The sequence below is a fragment of the Variovorax xiamenensis genome (genome assembly GCF_050916385.1).
Lineage (GTDB): Bacteria > Pseudomonadota > Gammaproteobacteria > Burkholderiales > Burkholderiaceae_C > Variovorax.
In genome coordinates this window covers 5,345,644-5,361,884 of record NZ_CP139038.1, presented here as the reverse complement: position 1 = coordinate 5,361,884, position 16,241 = coordinate 5,345,644, and the positions used below count along the sequence as shown (strand labels likewise).

General features: G+C 69.0%; 7 protein-coding genes. 1 reads left to right on the top strand and 6 read right to left on the bottom strand.

Features of this window, described 5'->3' with window-relative positions; translation table 11 throughout:
• Positions 1 to 3: 3 nt before the first annotated feature.
• Genes SFB74_RS24360 through SFB74_RS24340 form a run of 5 tightly spaced genes read right to left on the bottom strand, consistent with a single transcriptional unit; the run spans position 4 to position 5,534 of the window.
• Positions 4 to 1,020 (bottom strand): ABC transporter ATP-binding protein, encoded by a 1,017-nt coding sequence (locus tag SFB74_RS24360; RefSeq protein ID WP_432726890.1) that lies wholly within the window; start codon positions 1,018 to 1,020, stop codon positions 4 to 6.
• Complete coding sequence (locus SFB74_RS24355) at positions 1,017 to 1,910, bottom strand: ABC transporter permease (protein ID WP_432726889.1); 894 nt, start codon at positions 1,908 to 1,910, stop codon at positions 1,017 to 1,019. The genes SFB74_RS24360 and SFB74_RS24355 overlap by 4 nt, the downstream gene beginning before the upstream one ends.
• The gene (locus SFB74_RS24350) at positions 1,907 to 2,884 is read right to left on the bottom strand and encodes an ABC transporter permease (protein ID WP_432726888.1); all 978 of its coding nucleotides are present in this window, start codon (positions 2,882 to 2,884) and stop codon (positions 1,907 to 1,909) included. The genes SFB74_RS24355 and SFB74_RS24350 overlap by 4 nt, the downstream gene beginning before the upstream one ends.
• A 32-nt stretch (positions 2,885 to 2,916) precedes the next feature.
• Complete coding sequence (locus SFB74_RS24345) at positions 2,917 to 3,936, bottom strand: M14 family metallopeptidase (RefSeq protein WP_432731988.1); 1,020 nt, start codon at positions 3,934 to 3,936, stop codon at positions 2,917 to 2,919.
• Positions 3,937 to 3,941: 5 nt separating this feature from the next.
• Positions 3,942 to 5,534, bottom strand: coding sequence for an ABC transporter substrate-binding protein (locus SFB74_RS24340; RefSeq protein WP_432726887.1), 1,593 nt, complete (start codon positions 5,532 to 5,534; stop codon positions 3,942 to 3,944).
• 169 nt (positions 5,535 to 5,703) lie between these two features.
• Between SFB74_RS24340 and SFB74_RS24335 the strand changes: the two genes are divergently transcribed.
• Positions 5,704 to 6,573 (top strand): helix-turn-helix domain-containing protein, encoded by an 870-nt coding sequence (locus tag SFB74_RS24335; protein WP_432726886.1) that lies wholly within the window; start codon positions 5,704 to 5,706, stop codon positions 6,571 to 6,573.
• A gap of 28 nt (positions 6,574 to 6,601) precedes the next feature.
• Here the strand turns inward: SFB74_RS24335 and SFB74_RS24330 are convergent, their stop codons facing one another.
• Positions 6,602 to 16,195 (bottom strand): DUF4781 domain-containing protein, encoded by a 9,594-nt coding sequence (locus tag SFB74_RS24330; RefSeq protein ID WP_432726885.1) that lies wholly within the window; start codon positions 16,193 to 16,195, stop codon positions 6,602 to 6,604.
• Between the last annotated feature and the right edge of the window lie 46 nt (positions 16,196 to 16,241).

Below are 16,241 nucleotides of genomic sequence, written 5' to 3'. Positions count from 1 at the left end.
GTGTCAGTTCGCAATCGCGAGAGAAGAAGAGGGCAGGGGAGTCGGGTGGAAGCAGCGCAGCCGCCGGCCGTCGAGCGCCACCAGTGGCGGCTCGTTGCGGCAGACGACATCGGCGTTGGCGCAGCGCGCCTGGAATGCGCAGCCCTGCGGCAGCGCGAGCAGCGAGGGCGTCATGCCGGGAATCTGCTGCAGCGGGCGGCCGCGCGGGTTGCGCGACGGCGCGCTCGCGATCAGTCCGCGCGTGTACGGATGGCGCGGGCGCTCGAGCACCTCGGCCACGGGGCCCTGCTCGACGATGCGCCCGGCATACATCACCGAGACCGTGTCGGCCAGGCCCGCCACCACGGAGAGGTCATGCGATATCCAGATCAGCGCGGTGCCCGATGCGCGGCACAGGGCCTGCATCTCGGCGAGGATCTGGCCCTGGACCGTGACGTCGAGCGCCGTGGTCGGTTCGTCCGCGATGATCACGTCGGGCTCGTTGAGCAGCGCGATCGCAATGGCCACGCGCTGGCGCATCCCGCCCGAGAACTGGTGCGGGTAGGCCAGCAGTCGCTCGTGCGGCGACGCGATGCCGACCTTCGCGAGTGCCGCTGCCGCCCGCTCGCGCGCCACGCGCTCGCTGACCTTGTGGTGCGCGCGCACCGTCTCGATCATCTGCGTGTCGATGCGCAGCACCGGGTTCAGCGTCATCATCGGGTCCTGGAAGATCATCGCGATGCGGTTGCCGCGCACGCCTTGCAGGGCACGCGGCGACAGGCTCCGCAGGTCGAGCACCTCGCCGGTGCGCAGCGCCAGGCGCAGGCGGCCGGCGACCACCTGGCCCGGCGGGTCGATCAGGCCGATCAGCGAGTAGCCCGTCATCGACTTGCCCGAGCCCGATTCGCCGACCAGGCCCATGATCTGGCCGCGCTCGATCGAGAACGACACGTCGTCCACGGCCTTCACGATGCCCGCGCGCGTGGCGAACTGCGTCTTCAGGCCCTCGACGAGCAGGACGGGTTGAGAAGCGGTCGTCATTGTTTCTGCAGCCGGGGGTTCGACACGTCCCGCAGCTGGTCGGCCACGAGGTTGATGGCAAGGATCGTGAGCAGCAGCAGGATGCCGGGATAGAGCGACATCCAGTACTTGCCCGCCAGCAGGTATTGCTGGCCGTTGGCGATCAGCAGGCCGAGCGAGGGCTCGGTGATCGGCACGCCCAGCCCCAGGAAGGACAGCGTGGCCTCCAGCGAGATCGCGTTGGCCACCTGCAGCGCGGCCACCACGATCACCGGCGGCAGGCAGTTGGGCAGCAGGTGCCGAAGGACGATGCGCGCGTCGCTCAGGGCCAGGCCCTGCGCCGCCTCGATGTATTCCTTCTTGCGCTCGACGAGCGCGGCGGCGCGCACCGTGCGAGCGTAGTAGGCCCATTGCACGGCCACCAGCGCGATCGCGACATTGCCGACGCCGGGCTTGAGCAGCGTGATCAGCACCAGCGCGACCAGGATCGCGGGGAACGACAGCTGGATGTCGACGATGCGCATGATGAAGGCATCGAGCCGCCCGCCGGCGTACGCCGCCAGCAGGCCCAGCGCGGCGCCGAGCGAAAGCGCCGAGAGCGTCGAGACCACGCCGATGCCCAGCGAGATCCGCAGCCCGTAGAGCATGCCCGAGAGCATGTCGCGGCCCTGGTCGTCGGTGCCCAGCAGATAGAGCCTGTCGCCGCCATGGGAGCCCGGCGGCAGGCGGGAGTCGAGGATGTCGAGCTGCGCGAGGTCGTACGGGTTCTGCGGCGCGAGAAAAGGCGCGAGCAGCGCGGCGAGCATGAGCGCCAGCAGCACAACCGCGCCGAGCACCGCGAGCCTGGAACGCGCGTACTGCCGCAGCAGGCGGCGCAGGGGGGATTCGTCTTCTTCGATCATGGGGTTCATGCGCCTTGCTCGTCGAGCCGGACGCGGGGGTCGAGGCTCGAGTACGCGATGTCCACGAGCAGGTTGAGCAGGGTGAACATCGACACCACCACCAGCAGGTAGGCGACGATGACAGGGCGGTCGAGCGAGGAGATCGACTCGATGATCAGCTTGCCCGCGCCGGGCCAGACGAAGATGGTCTCGGTCACCGCGGCGAACGCGACCAGCGCGCCGAACTCCAGCGCCACCACCGTCACGATCGGCACGAGGATGTTCTTGAGCACATGCACGCCCACGACGCGCGCCGGGGAGAGGCCCTTGGCGCGCGCGAACTTGACGTAGTCCTGCGTCAGCGCCTCGTGCGTGCTCGCCCGGGTGAGCCGCGTCACCAGCGCGAGCTTGAAGAGCGCGAGGTTCACCGCGGGCAGCAGCAGGTGCTTCCAGCCATCGAGGCTGAAGATCGACAGCGAGAGCCCCAGTACTTCGCGCGTCGGTCCGCGCCCGCCCGCGGGCAGCCAGGCCAGCTGCACCGCGAACACGACGATGAGCATCAGCCCGACCCAGAAGGTCGGCAGCGAGAAGCCCAGGATCGAGCCGGTCATGATGCTCTTGCCGATCCACGACTGCGGCCGCAGGCCGGCCCAAAGGCCGAGCGGCACGCCGAGGGCGATAGCGATCAGCATCGCGACGCAGGCGAGTTCGAGCGTGGCGGGCAGCCGCTCGAACACCAGCGTGATCGCCGGCACGCCGTGAACGAACGAATTGCCCAAGTCTCCCTGCAGCGCATGCCGCAGGAAGTTCCAGTACTGGAGCGGCAGTGCCTGGTCCAGGCCCATGGCCTGCACGAGCCGTGCGCGCTCGGCCTGATCGGCATCCATGCTGATCAGGATGTCGGCCGGGTTGCCGATCAGATAGACGCTGGCGAACACCAGCATCGACATTGCCAGAAGCACGCCGACGCTCTGCGCCAGGCGGCGGATCACATAGACCAGCATGAAGTTTCCGTTGTGATGAATGCGTGCAGGGCCTAGAGCACGTGCGCGGGCACGCGCTGCATCAGGTAGCCGAGGCAGTCCTGGCGGATGGCGCGCAGGTCGCGGGTGAACATCGCGGCGATGGCCTGCGTCGACAGGCAGACGTCGGACCCCTTGCGCACCAGCATGCCCGCGATCGCCTCGCCGTCGAGGCGATAGGCGCGCAGCGGCTCGACATCGGGGTGCGACAGCGTGGTGGCGATCACATGGCCGGGCTCGAGCGCGCGGAAATTCAGGGACTCGATCTCCGGCGAAAGCTGGAGGTCGGCTGCACCGCCATCGCAACTCAGCGTGAGCCCCTCGGTGACCTTGAGCATCGCGAAGGCCTGGTAGATGTCGAGCGCCTGCATGTCGTCGTGCGCGGTACCGTCGCCGAAGTCGTCGCCGAGGCAGCGCTCGATCAGGCTCGCGGCCTGCGCCACGCCCTCGGCATTGCCGATCTCTCCGCACTCGCAGCACACTGTCGGGCAGAACCGTGTGAATGCGGCGCCCAGCGAGCGCGGCGCCTGGATGAGAACGGCCAGCGGCGAGAACATGCGCGCGAGCCGCATGTGCTCCGCGCCGGTCGAGCTCAGGCAGGAGTAGAGCGGATTGCGCCCCGAGTTGTTGTGCAGGTCGATGGCCAGGAAGACTTCGCGCGCGCGCATGGCTTCGATGACGCGCGCCGCCATGCGCTGATGCGGCGTGACCGGCTCGGCGTTCGGCCAGATGCGGTTGTAGTCCGGCTGGTCTTCCAGGCGGCGCACACCGGCCCGCGCGGCCTCCACGTTGCCGACGAAGATCGTGAGCGCGCGCGGCAGCGGGCGATTGCCGTATTTCGCGAGCACCGATTGCAGCGCGAGCAGCCCCACGTCCTCGTTGCCGTGCAGCAGCACCGAGACGAAGACCGGGCGCGGCTGCAGGCCGGGCAGGTGGATCAGCGTCGGGTTCGGCAATACCTGGTGCAGCGTGCGCGCCGAAGCGTTCAGGAATGCGGGAGGCAGGTGGTGCAGTACCTGCGGCAGGCCGGACATGTCGTTCACTTGCGGTCCTCCGCTTCGGCATGCACCTGGTAGGCCAGCGTGAACTCGTCGACGCGAGGCACCATCGTCAGGCCCTTGCGCGCGGCCCAGGTCGAGACCTGGTGGTAGAGCGGGATGATCGCGTAGTCCTTCTTCAGCGCGAGCGCGGTGGCCTTGCGCAGCAGGTCCTCGCGCTTCGCGTCGTCGACCGTGTTGAGCGCCTCGCCCAGCAGCGCGTCGAACTGCGGGTTGCTGTAGCTGCTCCAGTTGGTCGCGCCCATGCCGCGCTCCTTGTCGGGCGTGGCGAGCAGGCCGCGCAGCGCGCCCGAGGGCTCGCCGCCTCCCACGCCCCAGCCGAGAAGGCCGAAGCCCAGCTCCTTCTTGGATGCGCGACCGACGTAGGTCGCCATCGGCGAGACCTGCACCTTGGTCACGATGCCGCCGCGGGTGAGCATCTGGCCGATGGCCTGCGCGACCTGCTTGTCGTTGACGTAGCGGTCGTTCGGGCCGAACAGCGTGAGGCCGAAGCCCGCGGGATAGCCCGCCTCGGCGAGCAGTTGCCGCGCGCCCTGCACGTCGGCGGTGTCGGGCTTGAGCTCGGGGTTGAAGCCGAACATGCCGCTCGCGGCCAGGTTGCCGGTGGGCACGCCGAGCTGGTCGAGCACGCGATCGGCCAGCACGCCGCGGTCGATCAGCCTGGAGATCGCCTGGCGCACGCGTGCGTCCTTCAGCGGATTGCGATCGAGCGGCTTGCCGTCCTTGTCGGTGACGAAGGGCGAGGTCTCGCGGTGGTCGGTGTAGAGGAACATCACCCGGCTCGAGACCTTGGTGAAGACGCTCAGGTCCTTGTTCTTGCGGAACTGCGAAACCAGGTTTGCCTGCACGTTCTCGACCAGGTCCACGTCACCCGACAGCAGCGCCGACATGCGCGCCGATTCGGCCGGCAGGGCCCGCAGCGTGACGCCGGACCACGCCGGCTTGGCGCCCCAGTACCCGTCGAAACGCGTGAACTGCACGCCGGTGCCGGGCGTGAACTTCACGAGCTTGAAGGGGCCGGTGCCGGCCTGCACCTTCGCCTGGTTGAAGTCGTCGCTGGTGGCGTTCTCGGCCGACTTCTTCGAGACGATGAAGATGCGCGTCAGGTCGTTCGGCAGCAGCGGCGCGGGCGTGGCGGTCGTCAGCTGCACGGTGAGGCGATCGATGACCTTCTTGCCGGTGATGGCCCGCGTGTAGGCGGCGAAAGAGCTCGGGCTGTTGACGATGGTCGCGGGGCGGTCGAGCGAGAACACCACGTCCTGCGCGGTGAGCGGGCTGCCGTCGTGGAACTTCACGCCGTCGCGCAGCTTGAGCTCCCAGGTGGTGTCGTTGACTGCGCGCCACGAGGTCGCGAGCGCGGGCACCAGGCGCGTGTCGGCGTCGAGCGCTATGAGGGTTTCGTAGGCATGGCTCACCACTGCGCTGATCGCATCGTTGTTGACGAAATGCGGATCGACCGACGAAGGATTGCTGCTCAATCCGATGCGCAGCTCCTGTGCGTTCGAAAGGCATGCAAGGCATGCGAGAAGCGCGCCGCACAGCAGCGCGCGCCAGTGACTCAGGGTCGGTCTCATGGGCTCTGTCTCCGTTGGAATTCCGGTTGTCGCAACGGTTCGGGATTCATAGAATCCAGCCCGCCATCGACACACATTCATGCGCTCGAATCGTTGAATCCGTGGGCGCAAATCGATGCCGGGACATTAGCAAGCGGCGGCTTTCCCGCCATGTAGATTCTTAGCTTCCATGGAACTTCTTGCATCTTCCTATTGGCGCGACAGAGAGCTGGCCGGCCTGCAATTCACCGCCAACCGATTCGCTCAACGAGAGATCCGGGCACACCGGCATGGGGGCTACACGCTGTCGGTTTCCGACACCGAGTTGCATGTGCGAACCAGCGCCGGCGTCACGGTGGTGCCTCCAGGCGCGCTGCTGCGCATCGGCCCGCAGGTCTGGCATTCGGTCAAGGCGCGCGTCACCCCCTGGCGCGAGGAGGCGATGTACTGCAGCGTGGCGGTGGCCCGCTGCGTGAACCCGGTGCTCGAGGCGGACGACGGCACGCCCGCGCCCGATCCGGTTTCGGTGTTCGCGCGCGAGCCCTGGGGCCGGGAGTTCTCCGAATGCCACCGGCTGCTGCACGAGATCGCCGACACGGGTCGCGAAGATGCGGGCATCGCGGCGCGCGCGCTGGTGCGTCGCCTGCTCGCACATTGGATACCGCTGCAAGCCGGCAAGACGGCCGAGTCAGGCGAAGCGGACGATCGCCTGCGCCGCTCCTACGGCCTGATCGCCACCGGCTTCCAGCAACGCCTGACGCTCGACGACCTTGCCGAGGCGGTCAACTGGCATCCGATCCATCTGCATCGCCGATTCAAGGACGCGTGGGGCTTCACGCCGCACGAGCTGCTGGTGGGGCACCGCATCGAATACGCGCGCGACCTCATGGCCGGCGGCGCGCGCGTGACCTATGCGGCGCATGCTGCCGGCTTCAGCGACCAGAGCCATCTGCACAAGACCTTCATGAGCACCTACGCGGTGGTACCCGGCGAGTACCGGCGGCTGTCGGCGCTCGACGCGCTGCAGCCGCCGGCAGCGAGGAACGGCATCTTCGACTGAAGCCCGCGGCCCCCGGGCCGCGTTCGACTCAGGCGAGCAGCACTTCGGCGGCCTTCGTGCGCCGGGTGTGGCCCGGGTCTATGTTGAGGAAGTCCGACAGCGCAGGGTTGGCGTGCTGCGGGTCGCTTGCGGTGCCGGCGTCGAGTATTGCCTGGAGGTCCGTGGCAGAAGGCTGCATCGTGTCGGCGATGAAGCGCACGCCGCCGCCTCGAGGGATCGCCGGTTTCGGGTTCGACGTCGTGGTGGGCGAAGGTGTCTGTGTCGGTGTCTGCGTCAGCGTGGGGGACGGTGTCGGCGTTGGCGTGGTCGTCGCCGATGGAGTGGGCGACGGCGTAGGGGACGTGCTCTGCGACGGCGTGGGCGTGGGCGTGGTGGCCGGCTGGTTCTGCTGCGGCTTCTTGTTCTTCTCGTGCATCGACCATTCCTCGGCGGCCACGCGCGCCGCGACGGCCACGCCCAGCAGCACCAGCGGCGGTGCGCCGCGGCGGATCCAGCCATGCGAGGTCTCGGTCGGATTCGTCCTGGCCTCGCCCAGCGGCGCGTTGAAGTAGTTGGTCAGGCGCGAGTGGTAGACCATCGGCCCCATCTGCCGGTTCGAGCGGTACTCGTCGATGTAGTCCTTCTGCGTGCCGCGGAAGATGCCCATGTCGCTCGCCACCTTCAGCAGCTGCGGTGTCGCGAGGTCCCATTGGCCGGCGCGGATGTACATGTAGGCCTGGATGCTGTCGGAGATCGTCAGGCCGATCGTTCCGCTGGAGTCGCCCCACGACGAGAACTGCGCCAGGCGCTGCGTGAACGTGCGCTTGACCATCGGCCCGCCGTCTGGAGCCACGCCGTTGTGCGTGATCGCATTCGGATTGCCCAGGCCGATGAGGACGCGCCTGAACCATGAGTAGCCGTTGGTGGCCTTGTAGACCGGCATGGGATTGCCGTTCTTGTCGAGCGGCGGCGTCGTGGCCTTGGTTTGCGGCGCCTGGCTTGCCCCGGACGCGACAGGGTCGGTCGACCCGCGTTCGCTCATGACCTGGCCGGTGCGCGTCTGCTCGATGGTGGCGTAGCGGTTCGCCACGGTGGCACCGAGGCCGGTGGCGTTGCCCACGGCGTAGTGCAGGCTGCCTTCGTTGCTGATCCACTGGCGTACGCCGTCGAGCGTGGTGGCATCCCATCTCCACTGGTGACTCGGCGCGTCGAAGAAGGGGTTCAGGTACAGCCGAGTGCCCGCCGAATGGCTCAGGCCGAAGCTCAGCACGCGGGCACCGAACAGCGTGCGGCCCACCGGAGAGTTCGGCGACGTCAGCTTGCCCGGGCTCTGGTCCAGCACCGCGCGCGAGCGCGCGTCCGAGGGATTGACGCGCAGTGTCTCCGCTGCCATCGCGATGGTCTGGCGGTCGGCCTTGGGAATGCCGCGGAATGCGCCGCGGGCGCCCGTGGTCTGTCGCGCGACGGTGTCGAGCGGAATGCCCTCCAGTGTCTTGATCGCGGCGTTGACGTCGCCGTTCTTGTCCGCCACGGTCTTCACCGCCTCCCGGTAGCGCGCGCGGTCCGCACCCGGCACGTTGCGCAGCAGGCGTCCGCGCACGCGACCCGCATACTGGGTGCCGCGCCCCACGTCGGGGGCGGTCATCAGCAGCGCCGTGGCCGCGGTGTCGCGGGGGTCGGCCTTGAAGGCCTCCAGCGCCTTTGCGTACTCGTTGCGAAGCGCCGGCGGAATGCGGTTGAGCCAGCCGCGCTTGCCGATCACGGGACGTGCGCTGCGCTCGATCGCGCCCTTGTAGAGCGTTTCGAGGGCGGCCGCGTCGGCAGGGTCTCTGGCCAGCACCTTCAGCGCCGCGCCGTAGTCGTTGCGGCCCTGGATGCCGCGCCGGGCCGCGTGCCAGCTGTCGAGCTGGCTCTTGAGCTGGAACAGCGACGCCTCGCGCTTGGCGGGGTCCGCGATGTTGCCGATCAGCGCGAAGGTGTCCTGGTCCTGGGGGTTGAGGTACTTCTGCAGCCGGATCTTGCCGCCCTGCTTCAGGCCCGCGATGCCGCCGCGGTAGAAGAAGGCTTCGTAGGCGTAGCGAAGGAACACGGCGCGCGCGCCGACGTAGCCGCCCAGCGATGCGCCGGCGACGCCGAGCGCGGGGTTGGTCATGTTCAGGCCCAAGGCCCCGCCGCCGAGGCGGATCGCGCCGTAGAAGGCCGCGCCGGTGCCGATCATGTAGGCGGCCGATTTCGCGAAGATCTTCCTCTTCTGCGCCGGCGTCATGACCTGCTCGTTCTTCTCCATCGTCTTGTGCGGATCGACGAAGACCTCGCCGGGCTTGGGCGCATGCGCGGCCTGCCGGTTGCTGACGCTGACCGGATGCACCGCGCCGTCGGGACGCACGCCGACGATGCCGTCGACCTGCGCCTGGGTGAAGCGACCGGTGGCCGCGACCTGGGCCATCTCGGTCTTCGGGCCGATCAGCCGCACCACGCCCACGAGGCCGCTTCCCTCGGTCTTCGCCTGCGCGGCCGCTGCCGCGCGCGCGGTCTCGAAGCTGGAGTACACATGCGAGCGGTCGAGCAGCGAGAAGGTGGCATCGGGCGCGCCTTGGTTGATGCCGGCCGCGTCGCTGGCCAGCACGTAGCGGCCGCCGACGAAGTCCGGTGCGCCGATGAACGAAGGCGCCTGGCCGCGGGCCCATTGCATGAAGCGCGTGCGCAGCGGGATGTCGCGCGCGGCATGGCCGTCCGGCGAGCCGGCGCTTGCAAGGTAGTGCGTCTGTTCGACGTCCTCGGGCGTGGCCGTGGCCTTGCCGGCCTGGAGTTCGCGCAGCGAGGCAGGGCCCGCATAGGCGGGGCGCGGCTTGGCGTAGTCGCTCGATCCTTCGAGCAGCGCGTCCATGTCGGGCTCCGCCATCGCGAGACCCGTGGACTCGCCGGCCTGGTGGTTGGACGCAGCCTTGCTCGGCGCCGCCGACGCGGAAGCGCCCGTGCGCCATGCGGGCGAATGCACGTTCGGAATGCCGATGGGCATCATCTTGCCGTTCGCACCCACATGTACCGAACCCATGATCTCTTCGGACGCAGCCCGGCCGCGCGTCGTCAGTGGCGCTGCGCTGCCATCGGGCTGGATGCGATACACCCAGGCGCCGCCTTTCTGCTGCGCCGCGGCGCTGGCCTCCGCGAAAGTCGAGAAGGTGTTGCTGCGCTTGGCACGCACGCCGGTGCCGCCATACATGGTCTCTTCGGGGCCCATCTGATGAACCGCGAAGCGGACGTTCGAGCCCGAGGCCGGTTCTTCGGCGATGCGCGCCGTCACTGCCGCCTCGTCGGGCGAGGGCTTCAACCCACGCAGGCCCGAGCTCTGTTCGCTCGCGCGCTGGTGAAACGCGACGAGCTTGCCGCTTCGCAGCGCGACCTGCAGCCAGCCGCGGCCGGAGCCGAGCGTGGTCGGCGGCAGCGGAATGCCGTTCGCATCCACGCCCGAGGCAACGGGCCCCCATTGCATGCTGGTCGACTTGACGGAAGGCATGTCGACATTGCCGCGTCCACGGCCGACACCGGCCATGGAAGGCTGGCCGAAGTCGATCGGCTGTGTCGTTGCAGGGGGCTCCGGCAAGGTGGCCGCGGCGCGCGGCACCGCTGGCCGTGCGCCGGCCGGCTCCAGTGATAAACCGGGGCGAAAGCGCGCGAAGACCGGCGGGCCTTGCACGCCGATGTCGTCGTAGACGGTCCGGCCGTTCTCCCGGATTCCGACGATCGGCAATTGCTGGCCGGGAGCGGCTTTCAGCACTCCCGCGTTGTGGGAGCCGCTCTGGCTGCTGACGGAGACGGCTCGGGTATAGACGGGGCCTTCCGCACCCTGGCTCCGGTTGTTCAGCGTGACCGAGTCCGTTGCCGCGTACACGTCGTGGCCGAGCAGCGTGGCCAGGCGTTGCGCCAGAGGCAGCGCGCCGTCGCCGCTGAAGCACGACAGCATCAGCACTGGCTGGCCGTGATAGTTCTCGTGCGAGACGATGGCCTGCGCCAGCGCCTCGGCCGTGACCGGCTTGCCGCTCGCGTCGATCAGCCTGCCTTCGACGCCGTGTCCGTTGACCGCGAAGTAGCCCTCGGGAACGGGGACGGCCTCGCTGACAGGGCGACCGTTGGCGTCGTGCGCGGCGTACTTGCCCGGCGCGAGGATCTCGAGATCGGCCACGCGCCGGGGAAACACATCGAGGCCCATCCCGGCTCGCCCGGGCTGCGTGTTGAGCAGGTCGACGCGCCGGCCGCTGGCGGTGGTGTAGATCAGCGGCTGGCCCGACGAGTGGCCCTCGGGGTAGGCGATGCGCAAGGCAGGCCCGTTCGGACGGGCGGTGGCCTGCGTGGCCTTCGCTGCGCCGCCGTGCGCGGTGTCGATCTTCACCGTCGCCATCACGGCTCCCGGCGGGACGCTGCCGTCCGCCGCGATGCCTGTCGTGTGCACGATCGCGATCCCGGCTTCCGGCGATGAACGCTTCGATGGCGGCGCCGCCGCGAGTGCTTCGTCCAGCGTGGCGAAATGCCTGGGAGCCCCGCCCGCTGGCGCAGCAAGGACGGGAGCGCCGCCGTCGTTGCCTTGCGTGTAGAGGTAGTAGCGCGCGCCTTCGACCTGGCCGCCCGCGGCGAACACGGCCAGCAGTGCATCCGACCAGTTCTGCTGACCGAGACGGCTGGCCGACGGAAACGGATGGCTCGTGGACCCGCCGGCTTCGGTGTCCTGCGCCGGCATGCGAACGGTGAAGCTTCCGTCGCCGCCCTCGGCGCGCGACAGCGGCGCGGACTTCACGCTCACCAGATCCCCCGGGCTCCTGCTCCCGTTCGCTCCCTCCGGTCTGCCAGCGCGCGGAGGGTTCTTGTAGGGAGCATTGGCGAGCGGCATCTCCTCGCCGGCGTTCGTGCTCTGGGCCGTACGCTTTTCCTGTGGGCTGCGCACGCCAGCCGGAGAACGCATGGTGCCTGCGGCATCGGAACCGTCGGCCGAGCGGCGCACCGTCGCCATGACCGGATTGAACGAGGCGTCGGTCATGAGGGAAGAAGGTATCGCCGCCGGACCGGCCACGTCGGCGGCCACGGTACGCGGTGTCGATGGCCATGCGATGGTCATGCGAGGCGGCTCGCGGAAAGGCGTGAGCGCATCGGACGGCGTGGGCTTGGCGGGCGGAGTGGGTTGGGCCGCTGGCGGCTTGATCGCGTTGTGCACGCGCACGTACCCCTTGGCGAAGATCGGCGAGGCAAAGCCCGCGACGTTGAGGCCGAGCATCATGATCTGCTGCTCGCGCTCGGCCGGGGTCATGTGGTCCCAGTTCTTCACCAGCGAATTCACGCCCTCGCCGGCGGCGTAGAGACTGCCGGCGGCAAGCGGCTTGGAGGCCATTGCCGCGGGCTTGCCCCAGGCCTGGGCGGTCTTCGCGTAGCGCGCGAAGTCGGCCGTGCGTGCCTGTGCCGCCACGGCATCGCCGGCGGCTTCCGCGGCCGTGGCCGCCTTGGCGGCCCGGCCCGCGCGCAGCGCGGCCATGGTGGCGCGCGTGGACGCGCCCACCACCGGCACGCTGACCGTCGACAGGCCGAGGTTGAGCCAGTCCATGCGCGCCTGCTCGCTGTTCGCCGGATTGATGCTCTGGCCGTGCGTGCTGAGCTTGTTCAGGTCCTCGGCCGAGGTCGCGACGCCGTAGCCGGCCGCGAGCACGGTGAACGCGCCGGCCGCCAGCATCACGCCCGGCGCAGCGAGCGTGCCGAGGGAACCCACCGTCAGCGCCACGCCGGCCACCAGGCCGACGCCGGCGACGATCATGTCCAGATGGTTCTCACGCCGGAAGGTCTCCCAGCCGGTCTCGGTGCGCGCATCGCCGGCGAATAGCTTGACGTTGCCGTTCTGGTCGAGCGAATAGCTGGCGTCCTCGGGCGTCACGAGCTTCACGCCCTCGACCGGCAGGCTGTTGTTGGCGCGGTAGTCCGTCAGGTCCTTGTAGGTCCAGGCCTGCTCGTCGATGAGCTTGGTCTCGCCGGGCTTGTCCTTGCTCTCCACCTTGAAGATCGCCGTCTTGATGATGCCGCCGTCGTCGCTGTCGAGCGCGTAGACGACGGGCAGCACGGTCACGCGCGCGTGCTCGCCGCCGACTTCCACCACCTTGTCGACCATCTTCGAGAGCAGGTCCTTCTGCGCGTCGCCGAGGTTGCCGAAGAGGCGCTGGTTCTGCCTGATGCGCTCGCTGTCGGCCGGCGTCGCTGCATCGAGCGAGCGGCTGGGGTTCCAGCCGAGCGCCAGGCCGATCTCGTTCTCGAGCTGCGTGCGGCTCTTCATCTCGATCGGGCCGCCGCCGTACTGCACGAACTGGTCGTTCATGATGGCCTGCGCCATCATCTGCGGGTTCTGCTCGAACAACCGGTAGAGCGCGCGCTTGTCGTCGCGCTGGTTGAACGGCAGGTTCTGGATGGTGAATTTCTGCTGCTGCGCGTAGGCGTTGTCGCGTGCGCCGGCGGCCTGGTAGCGCACGGCCGTGTCCGACTGCGCCTGCGCCGCCTGCAGTTTCTTCCAGGTGTCGCTGCCGGTCTCGGCCAGGCCTGGATTGGCGCTCTTCCATTTCTCGTGCGCCGACTTCGCGGCGGCGAGATCGCGCGCCGCGGTGTCGGCGTGGAACTTGTTGACCGAGCTGAGCCAGTCCTTTCGCGCGGCATCGGCCTTGTCGCGCGCATCGTCGGCGGTCTGCTGCGGCGAGGTGGCGTAGCACATCTGCGCACGGCCCGCGCGTGTGTCGGCATCGATGCGCTGGCGGGCGTGGTTGGCCTCCTGCCAGGCGATCGCGGCATCGACCGCGGTCTGTTCGTTCTGGGCGATGGTGACGCGTGCCTTGGCATCGTCGAGGTCATTGCCCAGCGCGGTGCGGTCGCCGGTACCTGCGTCGTAGGCGGTCTGCGCCTTGTCGCGCGCCTTGATCGCGTCCGTGAGGTTCTGGTCCACCGTCTTCTTGCGCGGCGCGAGGTCGTCGCCGAAGTTCAGCGTGGGCGCGGGCTTGCCGTCGGGTCCGGGCGCCGGCTGCGCGCCGGGCTGCGGCGGCGCATCGGCCGCGGCCTGAGCCAGGCGCTTCTCGACGTCGCCGCGCGCGCCGCGAGCCTTGGCCAGGTCGCCGTCGCCGAACTCGGAGGTCTTCCACCGCGCGGCCGTGGCGGGGTTCATCTTGTAGGTGCCGGCGCGCACCGAGAAGTCGACCATCTTTCCCTGGTCGGACTGCTGCCAGCCGAAGACTTTCGAGTCTTTCTTGATGGTGACGTTGTAGCCGCCGTTGCAGTCCGCGTGCACCTCGATGTCGTCGGGCGAGAGGCCGCGCGGCAGGCCCTCGGCGCTGACCTTGCCGTCTTCGCCGCGCTTGATGTTCCAGGTCGGGTCGTAGTTCTTCGGGTAGACGTCGCCGGTCGTCGACTTGCCGTCGTGCATGAACATCGTCAGCTGCGGCTTGGCGAAGGTCGTGCGGTCGTACTGGTAGCGAGCGGCATACCAGGCGCGCTCGGCGTCGACCTGGCCGAGCTGGGTCTCGATGTCGCGCTTGGAGAGGTCCAGCGCGTCGAGTTCGTCGAGCGCCTTCTGCCGCTCGGCTTCGGTGGCTTTGCTGCCGGGCGCGGTGAGCTTCGTCACTTCCGCGGCCTTCTTGTCGTAGGCCTCCTTCGCCGCGGGCAGCTGCGTCTCGCGCATCTTCTTCTCGTCGTCCGCCGAGAGCTTCGGCTTCGCGGCGTCTGCCTGGCGCTGGGCCTCGCGCGCGGCCACGCGCAGGTCATCGAGCTTGTTGCCGTCCACGGTCTTGCCCGCGGCCTGGTCGCGCTCGGCCGCGCGCAGGTCCTGCATGGCTTTCAGCGCATTGGCATCGGCCTGCGCGGCACGCTGCTGCTCGAGCGCTCGTCCCATGTCCTGCGGCTTGGCATTGGCGACGGCGTTGTTGGCGTCGGTCAGCGCCTGATTGATCTTGTCCGCGCGATCGAGATAGCCGGCCTCGTCGAGCTTGGCGCGGCTACCGTCGGCGCCGCCGAAGAGGTCGTCCTTGACCGCGTTCAGCGTGGTGGTGGTCTGCTCGCTGCGGGCCTTGGCCGCATCCTGCTTTTCGTTCGCGGCGTAGAGCGCTGCGGTCAGCGGATCGAGCTCCGTCTTCTTGTCGCCATCGACGTAGAAGTACTTGCCGTCGATGTTCTTGACCTTCTTGCCTTCCTCGCTGCCGGGCTTGGCCCAGAACGCGGGGTCGTAGCCGTCGGGCTTGATGGTGCGGGTGGTGGTCTTGTCGCCGTCGTGCTCGGTCACCGTCACGCTGGCGGGGCGCTGCAGCGATGCCGTTTTCCATGCGCTTTCCGCGTCGGTCTTCGCGTTCTCGGCGTCGCTGGCCCCGAGCCCGACGTCGAGGTCGTCGCGCAGCGCGTGCATGTAGCGCTGGCCCTGCTGCGCATCGCGCAGGGCCGCGTCGGCCTTCTGGATCTCCTTGGCATTGCCGCCAGCCACTGCCTGGTCGTACTTGAAGCTCAGCTCGTTGACCTCGGCATCGGCGACGCGTGCGTTGTAGTCGGCATCGACCGTGCCGAGGGTGTTCGTCTTCGGGTTCTGCGGGTCCGACGGATCGGTGGTGCCGAAGGCTTTCTCGGCGCTCTGGAGTTCGGACTTGGCGCGGTTGGCCACGGCGCGCAGTCGCTCGGCTTCGGCCTTTGCGTTCTGCTGCGCGGTGATGATGGTGTCGTTGCCGCCGCCGTCGGTGCCGAAGCTTGCGGCGTATTTCTCGGCCTTGGTCGCGGCCGCGTCGGTGTCCTGCGCGTGGCTGCGCGCGTCGGCCACGCGCGCCTTGCCGGCCTGGCCGGCGTCGTATTGCTCGCCGCGCAGCTGGCGCACCTCGGGCGAGTCGGCGCGCACGCCGTCGCGCGCCTTGTCGATGTACTTGCCGATGCTCTTCGGGTCGAACACGCCGCCCTTGTCGAGCGCGTCGTGGGCGTCGGCCGCCACCTTGTCGATGGCGGCGTTCGGGTCCTTGCCTTCGGCGATCGCCTTGAGGCTGGCCTTGCGCATGTCCTGCTCGGCGGCCTGCAGCCAGTCGGTCATGGCGGTGTCGACCGCGGCCTTCTGCTCCTTGGTGCCGTCGCCGCCGTTCGCCTGCGCCTTGAACACCGGCTTGGCGGCGGTCTGCGCCTTCTCGAGCAGGTCCTGCGTGCCCGGGCTGGTCGCGGGGGCCTGGCCCTTGGGCTGGTTGGCCGGCGGCTCGAAGATGGCATTCATCTTCTGTGCCGCGTCGACCTCGCCCTGCGCGGCGCGCGTGGCTTCCGACGGATTGTTGTCCGCGCGGCGCTGCCGGATGTCGTCGAGCTTGGCATCCGCGAGCGTGGACTGCTTGTTCTTGAGATTGCTCGCGGCTTCCTGTTTGAGTGCGTCGAGCTCGGCCGCATCGGACGCGCTGCGCGCCTTGGTCGCCTCCTGCTGGTCGGCTTCGGCCTTGCTCTTTTCGGCCTTGGCTTCGGCAGCTTCGGCGGCCTTGCGCGCTTCCTCGGCTTTCTGGCGCGCGGCCTCAGCCTGCTTGCGCGCCTCCTCGGCCTGTCGCCTGGCTTCTTCGGCCGCCTGCTTCGCCGCAGCTTCGGCCCGGCGGCGCGCCTCTTCGGCAGCCCTGGCTGCCGCCATTGCATCCATCGCTGCTTGAGCGGCGGACCTCGATCCGGATCCATCG

What these genes read in the sequence shown, in the direction of transcription:
- SFB74_RS24360 (WP_432726890.1), bottom strand. Translation starts at nt 1,020, where the DNA reads ATGACGACCGCTTCTCAACCCGTCCTGCTCGTCGAGGGCCTGAAGACG.
- SFB74_RS24355 (WP_432726889.1), bottom strand. Translation starts at nt 1,910, where the DNA reads ATGAACCCCATGATCGAAGAAGACGAATCCCCCCTGCGCCGCCTGCTG.
- SFB74_RS24350 (WP_432726888.1), bottom strand. Translation starts at nt 2,884, where the DNA reads ATGCTGGTCTATGTGATCCGCCGCCTGGCGCAGAGCGTCGGCGTGCTT.
- SFB74_RS24345 (WP_432731988.1), bottom strand. Translation starts at nt 3,936, where the DNA reads ATGTCCGGCCTGCCGCAGGTACTGCACCACCTGCCTCCCGCATTCCTG.
- SFB74_RS24340 (WP_432726887.1), bottom strand. Translation starts at nt 5,534, where the DNA reads ATGAGACCGACCCTGAGTCACTGGCGCGCGCTGCTGTGCGGCGCGCTT.
- SFB74_RS24335 (WP_432726886.1), top strand. Translation starts at nt 5,704, where the DNA reads ATGGAACTTCTTGCATCTTCCTATTGGCGCGACAGAGAGCTGGCCGGC.
- SFB74_RS24330 (WP_432726885.1), bottom strand. Translation starts at nt 16,195, where the DNA reads ATGGCGGCAGCCAGGGCTGCCGAAGAGGCGCGCCGCCGGGCCGAAGCT.